The organism is Mesoterricola silvestris (assembly GCF_030295405.1).
Classification (GTDB): domain Bacteria; phylum Acidobacteriota; class Holophagae; order Holophagales; family Holophagaceae; genus Mesoterricola; species Mesoterricola silvestris.
On sequence record NZ_AP027080.1, the window covers coordinates 1,713,061 to 1,727,083 of the forward strand.

Consider the following 14,023-nt stretch of genomic DNA (forward strand, 5'->3'; position numbering starts at 1 on the left):
ATGAGCGAGTGGCTCCCCCAACGCCTGCCCGAGGACATCGAGGCCGAACGCGCGCTGCTGGCCACCTGCTGCGCGCCCGGGGCCGAGACGGCTGCGGCCGAAGCGTCCTTCGTCCTCACGGAGGAGGACTTCGTCCACCCCGCGCACCGCGCGGTGTTCAAGGCCCTGAAATCCCTCATCGAAGCCCAGCTGGAGGTGAACTCCCTCACCCTCAAGGACGCCCTGGACCAGGCCGGGGACCTGGGCCGGGTGGGCGGTTTCACCGGGCTGGTGGACCTGCTCAGCGCCGAGGAGGTGGGCCGGCCCAAGGTCCTGGCCGACCTGCTCATCCGCAAGCGCAAGCTGCGACAGCTCATCCGATTGGGCGCCCAGCTGGTGCGCCAGGCGGCTGAGGAGGAGGCGCCCCCCGACACCCTCGTGGAGCAGGCCGCGGTGGATCTCTTCCGCCTGGCCCAGGGCCAGGAGCGCCGCGGGCTCGAGCACATCGGCGACGTGGCCAAGGACGCCATGGAGAACCTCCTGGACCGCCTGGAGGGGCGCGGCTCCACCGGCCTCAAGGTGGGCTTCTCCAGGCTGGACGCCATCACCCAGGGCTTCCAGCCCGGCAACCTCATCGTCCTCGCCGCCCGCCCCGGCATCGGCAAGACGGCCCTGGCCCTGAACTGGCTGCTGCGCTCGGCCATGTACCACCAGGCCCACGCGGCCTTCTTCTCGCTGGAAATGTCCAAGGAGGAGGTCTTCAACCGCCTCCTGTCGGCCCACTGCGCCGTGAACCTCCGGAGCGTGGCCGCGGGCAACTTCGACGAGGCCGTCCAGGCCCGGCTCCTCAAGAGCCGGGACGCCCTGCTGGAGCTCCCCATCTACATCAATGACCAGGCCGCCATCACCACCCGCGAGATCACGGCCATGGTGGACCGCCACCTCTCCCAGGCCAACCACAAGCTGGACCTGCTGATCGTGGACTACCTGCAGCTCCTGAGCAGCCCGGATTCCTCACGCGCCGCCAAGCAGAGCGAGGCCACCCGCATCGGCGAGATCAGCCGCGGCTTCAAGCTCCTGGCCAAGGACCACGGGATCCCCGTGGTGGTGCTCAGCCAGCTCAACCGCGAAGTGGAACACCGCCAGGGCGGGCGCCCCCAGCTGTCGGATTTGCGGGATTCCGGCGCCATCGAGCAGGACGCGGACATGGTCATGTTCATCCACCGCCGCATGCAGCCCCCCGCCGACGGCCAGGTGGAGGACGACCGCAGCGCCGAACTGATCATCGGCAAGCACCGCAACGGCCCCGTGGGCACCGTGGGCCTCTACTTCGAGGGCGAGTACGCCCGGTACCGCGAGATGGAGCGCGCCACCGATTCCGAGATGGGCTGATGGCCGCGGCGCTGCCGGTGTTCCCCCTCTCCTCCAAGGTCACGGCCCTGCGGGGCGTGGGGCCGGCCTTCGCCCAGGCCTTCGAGGACGCGGGGATCACCACCCTCAAGGAGCTGCTCTGGTCCCTGCCGTACCGCTACATCGACCGGGGCACCCTCCAGAAGATCGGCGAGCTGGACACCCGCTGGAGCCCCGACCGGGAGCCCGTGACCGTGCTGGGCACCGTCAAGGACCTGCGCAGCACCACCACCCGCGTGCAGCGCATGGCCCTCACCGAGGTGCTCCTGCAGGACGGCACCGGCACGATCCGCCTCATCTGGTTCAACCAGGGCTACCTGGCCAAGGCCCTGCGGCCTGGGGACCGCATCCTGGCCTTCGGGCCCGTGGCCATGGGCCGGGGGGGCCTGGAGATGCGGGGCCCGGCCTTCGAGAACATGGGCAAGGCCGGGGACGAGGAGAACCTCTGGATCCGGCGCTTCCTCCCCCTCTACCGCAAGCTGGGCCCCATCACCGGGCGGTTCCGCCAGAGGCTGGTGCAGGAGGCCCTGGCCCGCGCCGCGGACCCAGGCGAATGGCTGCCCCCGGACCTGGCCCGGGGCTACCCCGACACCCTGGGCGCCCTGCGGCTGCTGCACCAGCCCCCGGACGACAGTGACGCCGCGCTGCTGGATGCCCACGCCACCCCCGCCCACCAGCGCCTGGCCTGCGAGGAGCTCTTCGCGTTCTCCCTGGGCGTCTCCCTGCGCCGCGCGGGGCGCCTGGCCCGCCGGGGGCAGCGGGTGCCCACCTCCCCCGAACTGCGGGAGCGCCTGAAGGGCTTCCTTCCCTTCCGGCTCACCGGGGCCCAGCGCACCGCCTTCCGGGAGATCGTGGAGGACCTCACCTCGGGCCGGGTCATGCACCGCCTCCTCCAGGGCGACGTGGGCAGCGGCAAGACCCTGGTGGCCTTCCTGGCCATGGCCATGGTGGCCGAGACCGGAGGCCAGGCGGCGCTCCTGGTGCCCACCGAGGTCCTGGCGCGCCAGCACGCCGCCACCTTCCGCCGGATCCTGGCCGGGGAGGCCGGGCGCATGGAGCTGCTCCTGGGCCCCATGAAGGCCGCGGAAAAGCGCGCGGCGCTCTCCCGCATCGCCTCGGGCGAGGCCGCCTACGTGGTGGGCACCCACGCCCTCTTCCAGGAGGCCGTGGCCTTCCACCGGCTCCAGCTGGTGGTGGTGGACGAACAGCACCGCTTCGGCGTGCGCCAGCGGGAGGCCCTCAAGGAGAAGGGCCTGGACCCGCACTGGCTGGTCATGAGCGCCACCCCCATCCCGAGATCCCTGGCCCTGGCCCTCTTCGGGGACCTGGAGCAGTCCGTGCTGGACGAGCTGCCCCCGGGGCGCCAGCCCATCACCTCCCGCCTCCTGGAACCGGATCGCGCCGAGCGCGCCTGGGAGCTGGTGGAGCGCGAGCTCCAGGCTGGCCACCAGGCCTTCGTCATCAGCCCCGCCATCGACCCCCAGGACGAGACCAAGGTTCCCCTGCGGGATATCCAGGCCATGGAGGGCCTGCTGCGCGCGCAGTTCCCGGACGCGGCCATCGCCGTGGTCCACGGTCGCCTCAAGGCCGACGAGCTGGCCTCGCGCATGGACACCTTCGTGAAGGGCGAGGCCCGCATCCTCCTGGCCACCACCGTGGTGGAGGTGGGGGTGGACGTGCCCAACGCCACGGTCATGGTGGTGGACCACGCCGAGCGCTTCGGCCTGTCCCAGCTCCACCAGCTGCGGGGCAGGGTGGGGCGGGGGTCGGCGCGCAGCCAGTTCATCATGCTCTCCGCCAGCGAGAACGAGCGCCTGCGGGTGCTCACCGAGACCCAGGACGGCTTCCGCATCGCCCAGAAGGACCTGGAGCTGCGGGGGCCCGGGGAGTTCTTCGGAACGCGCCAGGCGGGGCTCCCCCGGTTCCAGGCCGCGGACCTGGTGCGGGACCGGAAGCTGCTGCTCACGTGCAAGGACGCCGCGGAGAAGGCCCTGGCCAGGGGCCTCACGGATCCGCAGAAGGACTGGCTGAAACAGGAACAGGCACGACTCAAGCTGGCGGAGATCTCATGACAGGCTGGAGGCCCACCGTGGCCGCGATCATCGAACGCGAAGGACGCTTCCTGGTGGTGGAGGAGACCGACGGGGTCCACCCCGAGCGCGTCTTCAACCAGCCCGCGGGCCACGTGGATCCCGGCGAGACGATGCTGGAGGCCGTGGTGCGCGAAACCCTGGAGGAGACGGGGCTCCCCTTCACCCCCGAGGCCTTCCTGGGCATCTACCACCTCAAGGCGAAGAACGGCCGCGACTACCTGCGCGCCGCCTTCACCGGCACGGTGCCCGCGGGCCTGGAGCCCGCCCCCCGGGACCCCGTGATCCTGGCCTGCCACTGGCTCACCCGGGACGAGATCGCGGCGCGGCCCCGGTCGTCGGTGGTGGTGGCCTGCATCGACGCCTACCTCGCGGGCACGCGGCACCCGCTGTCCATCGTGGAGCACGCCTTCTCGGACCGGTGAATCCGCCGTCGTCTTGATTCGTTCATTTCCGCGCTATGACTCATTCAAAACGGCCTTCCCCGCCGCCCCGCGCGCGCTGGGAAGATCCCTCCGGCCCCGCTACAATTCCATCGAACTCCCCCCAGGAGCCCGAAGCGATGGGCATGCCGCACGATCATCTCCAGGACCCCAAGGACCCGGCCGAGGTTCTGCAGAGCATCTGCGAAGTGCTCGCCCGCAAGACGGACAACGACTTCAGCCGGTACAAGCCCGGCACCCTGCAGCGGCGCGTGCAGAACCGGGTGCGGGCCACGGGGTCGCGCACCCTCCATGAGTACCTCGGCCACCTGCGGGATTCCTCGGACGAGGCCGAGGCCCTCCTGAAGGATCTGCTCATCGGCGTCACGGAGTTCTTCCGGGATCCCGGGGCCTTCGTGAGCCTCTCCAACCACCTCCTGGCCGAGCTGGCTTCGGGGAAGAGCGATCCGGAGCCGCTGCGCATCTGGGTCCCGGGCTGCTGCACGGGGGAGGAGGCCTACTCCATCGCCATGCTGGTCAAGGAGCAGCTGGACGCACTGGGCGCGAGGCGCCCGGTGCGGATCTTCGCCACCGACATCGACACCAACGCGCTCATGCAGGCCAAGGCGGGCCGCTACGCCGCCGGGGCCCTGCGGGGCGTCTCCCCGGATCGCCTGGCCCGGTTCTTCACCCCCGAGGGGGCCCTCTTCCGGGTCGCCAAGGAACTGCGGGACATGTGCGTCTTCTCCGTGCAGAACCTGGTGCGGGACCCGCCCTTCTCCTCCCTGCACCTCATCGCGTGCCGGAACGTGTTCATCTACCTCCAGCCCGACCTCCAGCGCAAGCTGGTACCCCTCTTCCATTTCGCCCTCAAGCCCCGGGGGGTCCTCTTCCTGGGGCCCGCGGAGGGGCTCGCCTCCAACCCGGAGCTGTTCGAGGCGGTGGACAAATTGAATCGGATATTCATCAAACGGGACGTGCAGTACCAGCTCCCCCTGGATTTTCCCCTGGGGGACCGGCGGCTCCTGTACCGGGAGCGCCCCCGCCTGGACCGGGCGGTGTCCGGCAGGCCGACCTTCACCACGGATGGCCTCTTCGAGCGGATGCTCCTGGAGGAATACGCCCCGGCCAGCGCCATCGTGAACGAGCTGGGGGATGTGCTCTTCTGCGCCGGGCGCATCGGACGGTTCCTCCACCCGCCCATGGGCCCCCCCAGCAGCAACCTCCTCGAGAGCGCCCCCGGCCCCCTGCGCCGGGAGCTGAGGAACCTCCTGGCCCAGGCGGCGGATCCCACCCGTCCGGGCCAGGCCACCGCCGTGGTGAAGGCCGACGCCGGCCAGGGCGAGGAGACCCTGCGCGTGACGGTGCGCCCCATGCCGGGACTGGAGCGGGAATCCGGCGTGTACGCGGTGATCCTGCAGGCCCTGGAATCCGCGGGCCCCCAGCCGCCCCTGCCCTCGGCCCGGGACAACCCGCTCCTGGACCAGATGGAGATGGAACTGCGGGTCACCCAGGCCGAGCTGCAGGCCACGGTGGACGAGCTGGGTTCCACCAACGAGGAGTTCAGCGCGTCCAACGAGGAGCTCCAGGCCTCCAACGAGGAGCTGCAGGCCTCCCAGGAGGAGCTCCGGTCGGTGAACGAGGAACTCACCACCCTCAACCACGAGCTCCAGCAGAAGGTGGGCGAGTTGCGCCTGGCCAACAGCGATCTGCAGAACCTCCTGGCGTCCACGGCCATCGCCACCATCTTCCTGGACGGCGAGCTGCGCATCACCCGCTTCACGCCGGCCTCCACCGAGGTCTACCGGCTCATCGAAGGCGACCTGGGCCGGCCCATCGGGGACATCGTGCCCCTCTTCCGCGGCGCCGACGTGCTGGGCCTGGCACGCGACGTCCTGGCCACCCACGGCACCCGGGAGGAGCACGCCCAGGCGGTGGACGGCAAGCGCTGGTTCATCGTGCGGGCCCTGCCGTACCGCACCCTGGCCCAGACCGTGGACGGCGTGGTGATCACCTTCACCGACATCACCGAGGTCATGCTGGCCCAGTGCTCCATGCAGATGAGCGAGGAGCGGCTCTACTATTCCCTCCAGCGCAGCCACACCGGCGCCTGGGAGTTCGACGACGCCGAGGGCTCCGGGTACCGGACCCTGGAGCATGCGCGGATCTTCGGGTACGTCTCCGCGGAAACCCCCTGGACCCGGGAGATCTTCCTGGCGCATGTGGTGCCCGAGGACCGGGCCGAGGTGGCCCGGACCATCCGCGAAGGGGCCGAGACCGGTTCGGACTGGACCTTCCAGTGCCGCATCCGCCGCACCGACGGCGAGATCCGCTGGATCCTCGTGGCCGGCGGCCCCCGGGGCGGCAGGGACCACAAGCCCGGGCTCATGGCGGGGATCGTGCAGGACATCACCGCCCGCAAGCAGGCCGAGGAGGAGGTCCGCCTTTCGGAGGAGCGCTTCGCCATCACCTTCCACGCCAGCCCCGACGCCATCGCCATCACCCGCATCGAGGACGGGACCTACCTCCTGGTCAACGAGAACTTCACCCGGTTCCTGGGCTACGGCCCGGGGGAGGTGCTCGGGAAGACCTCCCTCGAGCTGGGGGTGTGGGCCGACCCCCTGGACCGCGGGCGGTGGACGGAGGAACTCCGGCGGGAGGGCCAGGTCACCTGCCTGGAAATGGCCTTCCGCAGGGCCGACGGCGCCATCGTCATCGGGCAGGTGTCCTCCCGGATCATCAACCTGGCCGGGGAGGCGGTGCAGCTCTCCATCATCCGGGACGTGACCCGGCAGCGCAGCGAGGACGAGCACCGCCGCCTCCTGGAGGCCGAGGTGGAGCACATGCAGCGCATGGAAAGCCTAGGGCGCCTGGCGGGAGGCGTGGCCCACGACATGAACAACGTCCTGGCCGCCATCTTCGCCCTCACCCAGGCCCTGCGGGTGCGCTACGCCGAGGACGCGGACCTGGACGGGGCCCTGGCCACCATGGAGCGGGCCGCGGCCCGCGGGCGGGACCTGGTCAAGGGCCTGGTGGGGTTCTCCCGCAAGGGCCTGCGCGAGCCGGCCCCCGTCAACCTCAACGACCTGGTGCGCCAGGAGGTGGCGCTCCTGGACCGCACCCTCATGCAGAAATACGCGCTGGTCATGGACCTGGACGAGGCGCTCCCGCCCATCCTGGGCGAGGCCGGCACCCTGGGCAGCGCCCTCATGAACCTCTGTATGAACGCCGCGGACGCCATGGCGCCGGGCGGAACCCTCACGCTGCGCACCCGCCGCGCGGAGGGTGACTGGGTGGAAGTGGCGGTGGAGGACACCGGGGAGGGCATGGCCCCGGAGGTGATGCGCAAGGCCATGGAGCCCTTCTTCACCACGAAGCCCTCCGGCAAGGGCACCGGCCTGGGGCTGGCCATGGTCCTCAACGCGGCCCGGGCCCACGGGGGCACCCTGGGCCTCCAGAGCGAGCCGGGCCGGGGCACCCGGGCCCTGCTGAGGTTCCCTGCGGCCAGCGCCGCCCCGGAGGCCCCGGCCCCGGAGGCCTCGCCCGCGGTGCCCCCCCTGGCCATCCTGATGGTGGACGACGACGAGCTTCTGCGGGCATCGGTGCCCACCATGCTCCGCATGCTGGGCCACCACGTGGAGACGGTGGAAGGGGGCCCGGCCGCCCTGGCCTGGCTGGACGCGGGCAACCGGGCCGACCTGGTGCTCCTGGACCTGAACATGCCCGGCATGGGGGGCCTGGAGGCCCTGCGGGGCATCCGCGCCCGCAGCGGAAGCCTTCCGGTGCTGCTGGCCACCGGGTACCTCGACCCCGAGGCGGAGGAGGCCGCGGGCCGGGATCCCCAGGTGCGCATCCTGGGCAAGCCCTTCAACCTGGTGGAGATCCAGAAGAAGTTCCTGGAGCTGTACGGAAGCTGATCAGACCTGGGCCGGGGCCTTCAGCCGCCGGGCGACGCGGTCCACCAGCGCCTCGGGCACCAGCCCGGAGATGTCCCCGCCCATGCCGCCCACTTCCCGCACGATGCGGCTGCTCACGACGCTGTACTCCTCCTTGGGCATGAGGAACACCGTCTCCAGGCTGGCGGAGAGCTTGCGGTTCATCAGGGCCATCTGGAACTCGTACTCGAAGTCCGAGAAGGCGCGCACCCCCCGCACGATGAACTGGGCGTCCCGCTTCCGGGCGTAGTCCACCAGCAGGCCGTGGAAGCTCGTCACCTCGATGTTGGGCAGGTTCCCGGTGAGCTCCTTGAGGAATTCCACCCGCTCGGCCACGGTGAAGGCGGTGTTCTTGGCGGGATTGTGGAGCACGGCGACGATGAGGTGGTCCACGAGCTTTTCCGCGCGCAGGATGAGGTCCCAGTGGCCGAGGGTGACGGGATCGAAGGAACCGGGGTAGATGGCGGTGCGCAAGGGAACTCCTGCGGAAGGCGAAGCTACTAGTCTAGACTTGTCCCATGGACAACGCGCGCCTTTCCATCGGTCTCCTTTTCGGCGGGGAAAGCCCGGAGCACGAAGTGAGCATCGTGTCGGCCCGGAGCATCGCCGCCCACCTGGATCCGGAGCGCTTCGAGGTGCGGCCCATGGGCATCGCCCGCAACGGCGTGTGGGTGCTCAACGGGGACCCCTTCGCCCGGCTCGCGGCGGGAGAGATGCCCCCGCGCGGACCCTACCCATTCCTCCCCCTGGAGGCCGGCGCCGAGATGGCGGAACTGCCCGACGTGTTCTTCAACGCCATCCACGGCGCCGGGGGCGAGGACGGCCAGATCCAGGGCTTCCTGGAGCCGCTGCACCGGCCCTACACCGGCGCGGGCCTCCTGGCCATGGCCGCGGGCCTGGACAAGTGGATCACCAAGCGCATCTGGGAATCCGGAGGCCTGCCCGTGGTGCCCTACGTGGGCCTCACGGAGGAGGAGTGGAGGCGCGGCTCCGGGGAGGTGCTCCGCTCCCTGGCGGCCCTGGGCCTGCCGGTCTTCGTGAAGCCCGCCAACCTCGGCTCCAGCATCGGCATCGAGAAGGTCAAGCGCGAGGAGGACCTGCCCGCGGCCCTGGAGCGGGCCTTCACCTACGACCGGCGCGTCCTGGTGGAGCAGGGCCTCACCGTGCGGGAACTGGAAGTGGCGGTGCTGGGCGGGGACGACCCCCGGGTGAGCGTGGTGGGGGAGATCCTTCCGGCCGGGGAATTCTACGATTTCAAGGACAAGTACCTGGACGGCAAGAGCACCACCCGCATCCCGGCCGAACTGCCCGAGGGCGTGGCGAACCTGGTGCACCGCTACGCCGTGGACGCCTTCCGGGCCCTGGACGCCTATGGCATGGCCCGGGTGGACTTCTTCCTCGACCGTTCGACTGGCAGGCTGTTTCTCAACGAGATTAACTTCATCCCCGGCTTCACCAGCATCTCCATGTATCCCAAGATGATGGAAGCCAGCGGCGTGCCCTACGCGGAGCTCCTGACCCGCCTCGTGGACCTGGCCGTGCGGCGCTTCGAGGAGAAGGCAAAAAAGACCCGGCTCTTCCGGAGCGGCAGCACCTGGTACGAACAGTCTTGAGAAGTTGAGGGTTCCGCCTATGCTGGAACTACCGAGGGGTTTCATGGACGGCATCTCCGCAGGCGTTTCCGGCATCGGCGTTTCGGCCCAGGGCATCGCCCTTTCCGCCAACAACGTGGCCAACCTCAACTCGGACGGCTACCGGGCCAAGTCGGTCCGCCAGCAGGACCTGGAGCAGGGCGGGGTGAGGGCCTCCGGCATCAGCGAGAGCCAGGAGCCCACGAACCCCGGCGGCTCCAACGTGGACCTGGCCACGGAGGCCGTGAACCTGGACACCCGGGGCATCAGCTACCAGGCCGACCTCAAGTTCCTCCAGGCCCAGCAGAACATTCTGGGCGTCGCGCTGGACATGAAGGCCTGATCCAACCATCCTCGGAGGATGCGGAAGAAATCCCTGGCGATGGTAACGGTGGCCCTGATGGGGTTCGCCTCCGGCCTGCCCCTCTACCTCACCGGGTTCACCCTCAAGGCCTGGCTCACCGAAGCCGGACTGGATCTCCGGGCCATCGGCCTCTTCGGCCTGGTGACCCAGCCCTACGCCCTCAAGTTCCTGTGGGCTCCCGTGCTGGACCGCTTCCTGCCCCCCTTCCTGGGGCGGCGGCGGGGCTGGATGGTGCTGTTCCAGGGGGCCCTGTGCCTGCTCCTGGTGCTCATGGCGCTGGCGGATCCGCGGGTGAGCGTCAGCCGCCTGGCCCTCCTGGGCCTCATGGTGGCCTTCGCCAGCGCCAGCCAGGACATCGTGGTGGACGCCTGGCGCCGGGAGGCCTTCGCCGAGCGGGACCTGGGCCTGGCCAACGCCGTGCACATCGGGGCCTACCGGGTGGCCATGCTCGCCAGCGGGGCGGGGGCCCTCGTCCTGGCCCAGGCCGCGGGGTGGCGGGCCACGTACCTGGCCATGGCGGGCCTCATGGCGGTGGGCGCCCTGGGCACCTTCCTGGCCTGGTCCACGGACGCGCGGATCCAGCCACCGAAGACCCTCCGGGAGGCCGTCACCGCCCCCCTGGCCCAGCTCCTGAAGCGCCCCGCCATCGCCGAGATCCTCGCCTTCTGCCTCCTGTACAAGATCGGCGACCAGCTCGCCGACGCCATGAGCGCACCCTTCCTCCTGCGGGGCATGGGGTTCACCAAGCTCCAGATCGGCGCCACCACCAAGACCGTGGGGATGGTCTCCATCATCCTGGGCGGGATCCTGGGGGGGCTGCTCATGAAGAAGCTCAGCCTCAAGCGCGCGCTCCTCCTCTTCGGGTTCTGCCAGGCGGCGTCCATCCTCGCCTTCTGGGCCCTGTCCCACCTGGGCCCCCGCCTGGCGGTGCTAACCGTGGCCCTGGCCCTGGAGAACCTCAGCTTCGGCATGGGGGGCACCGCCTTCGCCACCTTCATCATGCTGCTCTGCGACCGGCGCTTCACGGCCACCCAGTACGCCCTCCTGAGCAGCCTCCTGGCCATCACCCGGGGCTACCTGACGGCCCCGGCGGGCTGGTTCGCCCTGCGCTTCGGCTGGTCCGGCTACTTCCTGGCCTGCGCCATCGTGGCCATTCCCGGGCTTCTGCTCCTCGCGCGGTTCGACCGGTGGGGAATCGTGGAGGAGGATCCCCGCGTTAAGGCCTAGGAGCCTGGCCATCACGAGAGAGGCTGGGGATTTCTCCGATCGAGGCTATCCATCCCCTTCATCCCCTTCATCCGATTCATCCCCGTTCCAGCAGGGCCAGCGCCGGGATGGGTCGTGACATGCCGATCAACTTAGCGCCGCCCCACCCCGGCTAGGGCCCTGCTGGAACGGGGATGAATGAGATGAAGGGGATGAAGGGGATGAAGCACCGGCCCCAGGTCCTTCCCGGCGAGTTGCCCCGACCGGTATTCCCCGCGAACGGAGATCTGGTTTATTGGATGGGGTGGGTCGGAAAGTTGGGCTAGAATTCGCTCCGACCCTCACCCACCGGAGCCACCATGTTCGAATCCGCCGAACTGGGCCATTCCATAGAGAAGACCGTCTACGACCAGGAGGTGCCCGCCCTGCGGGAGGCGCTGCTGGACGCGCAGTACGACCTCGCCTCGGCCCGGAAGGTCCCGGTGGTCATCCTCATCGCCGGCGTGGACGGCGCGGGCAAGAGCGCCACCGTCAACACCCTCAACGAGTGGATGGACCCGCGCCACATCCTCACCCACGGACTTTCCGACCCTTCCGACGAGGAGCTGGAGCGCCCCCACATGTGGAGGTTCTGGCGCCAGCTCCCGCCCAAGGGCAAGCTGGGCATCTTCGACGGGTCCTGGTACTCGTGGGCCATCCTGGAGGCCGCCCACGGCCGCATCAAGGGCGCGCGCCTGGACCAGTCCCTGGAGCAGATCCGCCGATTCGAGCAGATGCTCATCGACGAGGGGGCCCTGGTGCTCAAGTTCTGGATGCACCTGTCAAAGCAGGCCCAGAAGAAGCGCCTGAAGAAGCTCGAGGGCGATCCCCTCACCCGCTGGCGGGTCACGGACCGCGATTGGAAGCACTTCGAGATGTACGACACCTTCCGGGACGTGGCCGAGCGCGCCCTGCGCAACACCAGCACGGCCGAAGCCCCCTGGATCGTCGTGGAGGCCGCCGATCCCCGCTACCAGAAGCTCACCGTCGGCAGGACCCTCCTGGAGCGGCTCCGGGCCAGGATCGACGAACCGGCGCCCAGGGCCCCGGTGGTCCATGCCCCGGCCCCGGCCCCCAGCATCGACGGCGTGAACATCCTCCATTCCCTGGACCTCACCCGCAAGGTGGAGAAGGCCGAGTACGAGAAGGAACTGGAGAAGTGGCAGGGCCGCCTGAACCTCCTCACCCGCCACAAGGCCTTCAAGGACCACAACGTGGTCCTGGTCTTCGAGGGGGCCGACGCGGCGGGGAAGGGCGGCAGCATCCGGCGCATCACCCAGGCCATCGACGCGCGCCTGTGCGAGATCACCCCCATCGCCGCCCCCACCGAGGAGGAGCGGGCCCAGCCCTACCTCTGGCGGTTCTGGCGCCGCCTGCCCCGCAAGGGGCGCTTCGCCATCTTCGACCGCAGCTGGTACGGGCGGGTGCTGGTGGAGCGCGTGGAGGGCTTCTGCACCGAGGCGGACTGGATGCGGGCCTACGGGGAGATCTGCGATTTCGAGGACCAGATGGCGCGCTCGGGCACCATCGTGGCCAAGTTCTGGCTCGCCATCAGCAAGGAGGAGCAGCTCCGGCGCTTCAACGAGCGCCAGGAGAGCAAGTTCAAGCGGTTCAAGATCACCGATGAGGACTGGCGGAACCGGGAGAAGTGGGACGCCTACGAGGCCGCCATCTGCGACATGCTGGACCGCACCAGCACCGAGATCGCCCCCTGGACCCTGGTGGAGAGCGAGGACAAGTTCTACGGCCGCCTGAAGATACTCAGGACCCTCTGCGCACGCGTCGAGGCCGCCCTTTGACGCGCGGGAACCACCTCGTCCTGGGGATGGTCCTGGGACCTCCCGCGGCCCTCCTGATCCTGGGGCTGTGCATGGCGGTGTGGCGGTGGCTCAAGCTCCGGCGGCGCCCCGTGGTGGATTCCGAGGAGGTGCTGCTGGGCGCCGTGAGCCAGAGCCTCCAGGAGCGGGGCCGGCTCGCGGCGAGCCTGGGCGAACTGCGCACGGTCCACGAGCGGCTCCTGGACGCGCTGCCCTTCGGCATCCTGTGGGTGGACCAGCGCCAGAACCTCGCGGCCGTCAACGCCGCGGCCCGGGACCTGCTGGGCGTGAAGGCCGGCGTGGTGGGCCTGGAGGCGGCCTTCGTGCTGGAGGCCTTCCCGTGGCTACTTGAGGGGCTGGAGCGCGCCCCCGGGCCCCCCTACCGCTGCGAAGGCGGGGGCAGGCGCTGGCAGCTCCGGCGCATCGAGGCGCCGCACATCGTGGGCGCCCTCCTGCAGTTCGAGGACATCACGGCCCTGGAGGCCGAGGAGCGCCGCCTCCAACTGCGGGACCGCTTCGCGGAACTGGGGGAGATGACCGCGGGCGTGGCCCACCAGCTCAAGAACGGGCTGGCCGTCCTCAAGGGCCACGGCCAGCTCCTGGACCGGGCCGGGCACCGGGACGCGGCCCAGGCCGTCCTGGGCGAAACCGACAGCCTGGAGCGCCTGGTGCAGCGCTTCCTGCAGTGGGCCAAGCCGCTGGAGCCCCAGTGCGTGGACCTGCGCCTGGAGGAGGTGGCCTCCCAGGCCGCCCAGGAGGTGCACCGGCGCCCGGCCTTCTTCGACCGGATCCTGACCGTGGAGGGGGCCGGAAGGGCCCTGGCCGATCCCATGCTGCTCCACCAGGCCCTGGTGAACCTCCTGGAGAACGCCTGCCACGCCACGCCCCCCGGCAAGCGCGTGCAGGTGAGCGTGCGGGACCGCCTGGTGGAGATCCAGGACGACGGGCCGGGCCTGAGTCCCGAGGCCCTTTCCCGCATGCTCCGGCCCTTCGAGAGCGGGCGCCCCGACGGCACCGGCCTGGGCCTGCCCCTGGCGCTGAAGTGGCTCAACGCCCAGGGGGCGGATCTCTCCTTCTTCCCCCGGCCCGGCGGCGGGACGCGGGTGGTGGTGCGGCTTTGACACGACGGA

At 70.2% G+C, this 14,023-nt stretch carries 10 protein-coding genes; 9 read left to right on the top strand and 1 reads right to left on the bottom strand.

Features of this window, described 5'->3' with window-relative positions; genetic code table 11:
* The 4 genes from dnaB (at window position 1) to R2J76_RS07175 (ending at window position 7,818) form a co-directional block, all read left to right on the top strand.
* Entirely contained in the window at window positions 1–1,371 is a 1,371-nt protein-coding gene (dnaB, locus tag R2J76_RS07160; RefSeq protein ID WP_316415141.1) for a replicative DNA helicase, read from the top strand.
* Window positions 1,371–3,461, top strand: a complete 2,091-nt coding sequence (recG, locus tag R2J76_RS07165; protein ID WP_316415142.1) for an ATP-dependent DNA helicase RecG — start codon at window positions 1,371–1,373, stop codon at window positions 3,459–3,461. The genes dnaB and recG overlap by 1 nt, the downstream gene beginning before the upstream one ends.
* Window positions 3,458–3,904 carry an NUDIX hydrolase gene (locus R2J76_RS07170; RefSeq protein ID WP_316415143.1) on the top strand — a complete coding sequence of 149 codons (447 nt, stop codon included), beginning with the start codon at window positions 3,458–3,460 and terminating at the stop codon, window positions 3,902–3,904. The genes recG and R2J76_RS07170 overlap by 4 nt, the downstream gene beginning before the upstream one ends.
* 143 nt (window positions 3,905–4,047) lie before the next feature.
* Complete coding sequence (locus R2J76_RS07175; RefSeq protein ID WP_316415144.1) at window positions 4,048–7,818, top strand: CheR family methyltransferase; 3,771 nt, start codon at window positions 4,048–4,050, stop codon at window positions 7,816–7,818.
* Here R2J76_RS07175 and coaD read toward each other — a convergent pair whose 3' ends face one another.
* Window positions 7,819–8,310, bottom strand: a complete 492-nt coding sequence (gene coaD / locus R2J76_RS07180; RefSeq protein ID WP_316415145.1) for a pantetheine-phosphate adenylyltransferase — start codon at window positions 8,308–8,310, stop codon at window positions 7,819–7,821.
* A gap of 44 nt (window positions 8,311–8,354) precedes the next feature.
* Between coaD and R2J76_RS07185 the strand changes: the two genes are divergently transcribed.
* The 5 genes from R2J76_RS07185 (at window position 8,355) to R2J76_RS07205 (ending at window position 14,014) form a co-directional block, all read left to right on the top strand.
* Window positions 8,355–9,449 (top strand): D-alanine--D-alanine ligase family protein, encoded by a 1,095-nt coding sequence (locus R2J76_RS07185; protein ID WP_316415146.1) that lies wholly within the window; start codon window positions 8,355–8,357, stop codon window positions 9,447–9,449.
* A gap of 43 nt (window positions 9,450–9,492) precedes the next feature.
* Window positions 9,493–9,810, top strand: coding sequence for a flagellar basal body rod protein FlgC (locus R2J76_RS07190; protein WP_316415147.1), 318 nt, complete (start codon window positions 9,493–9,495; stop codon window positions 9,808–9,810).
* An 18-nt stretch (window positions 9,811–9,828) separates the two neighbouring features.
* On the top strand, window positions 9,829–11,058 hold the full coding sequence (locus tag R2J76_RS07195) for an AmpG family muropeptide MFS transporter (RefSeq protein WP_316415148.1): 1,230 nt from the start codon (window positions 9,829–9,831) through the stop codon (window positions 11,056–11,058).
* Window positions 11,059–11,396: 338 nt separating this feature from the next.
* Window positions 11,397–12,875: a polyphosphate:AMP phosphotransferase gene (gene pap, locus R2J76_RS07200; protein ID WP_316415149.1), complete on the top strand. Its 1,479-nt coding sequence runs from the start codon at window positions 11,397–11,399 to the stop codon at window positions 12,873–12,875.
* Window positions 12,872–14,014, top strand: coding sequence for a sensor histidine kinase (locus R2J76_RS07205; protein ID WP_316415150.1), 1,143 nt, complete (start codon window positions 12,872–12,874; stop codon window positions 14,012–14,014). The genes pap and R2J76_RS07205 overlap by 4 nt, the downstream gene beginning before the upstream one ends.
* The last annotated feature ends 9 nt before the right edge of the window (window positions 14,015–14,023 follow it).

Coding starts and splice junctions, on each gene's coding strand:
- R2J76_RS07190 (WP_316415147.1), top strand. CDS start 9,493: ATGGACGGCATCTCCGCAGGCGTTTCCGGCATCGGCGTTTCGGCCCAG.
- recG (WP_316415142.1), top strand. CDS start 1,371: ATGGCCGCGGCGCTGCCGGTGTTCCCCCTCTCCTCCAAGGTCACGGCC.
- pap (WP_316415149.1), top strand. CDS start 11,397: ATGTTCGAATCCGCCGAACTGGGCCATTCCATAGAGAAGACCGTCTAC.
- R2J76_RS07195 (WP_316415148.1), top strand. CDS start 9,829: ATGCGGAAGAAATCCCTGGCGATGGTAACGGTGGCCCTGATGGGGTTC.
- dnaB (WP_316415141.1), top strand. CDS start 1: ATGAGCGAGTGGCTCCCCCAACGCCTGCCCGAGGACATCGAGGCCGAA.
- R2J76_RS07175 (WP_316415144.1), top strand. CDS start 4,048: ATGCCGCACGATCATCTCCAGGACCCCAAGGACCCGGCCGAGGTTCTG.
- R2J76_RS07185 (WP_316415146.1), top strand. CDS start 8,355: ATGGACAACGCGCGCCTTTCCATCGGTCTCCTTTTCGGCGGGGAAAGC.
- R2J76_RS07170 (WP_316415143.1), top strand. CDS start 3,458: ATGACAGGCTGGAGGCCCACCGTGGCCGCGATCATCGAACGCGAAGGA.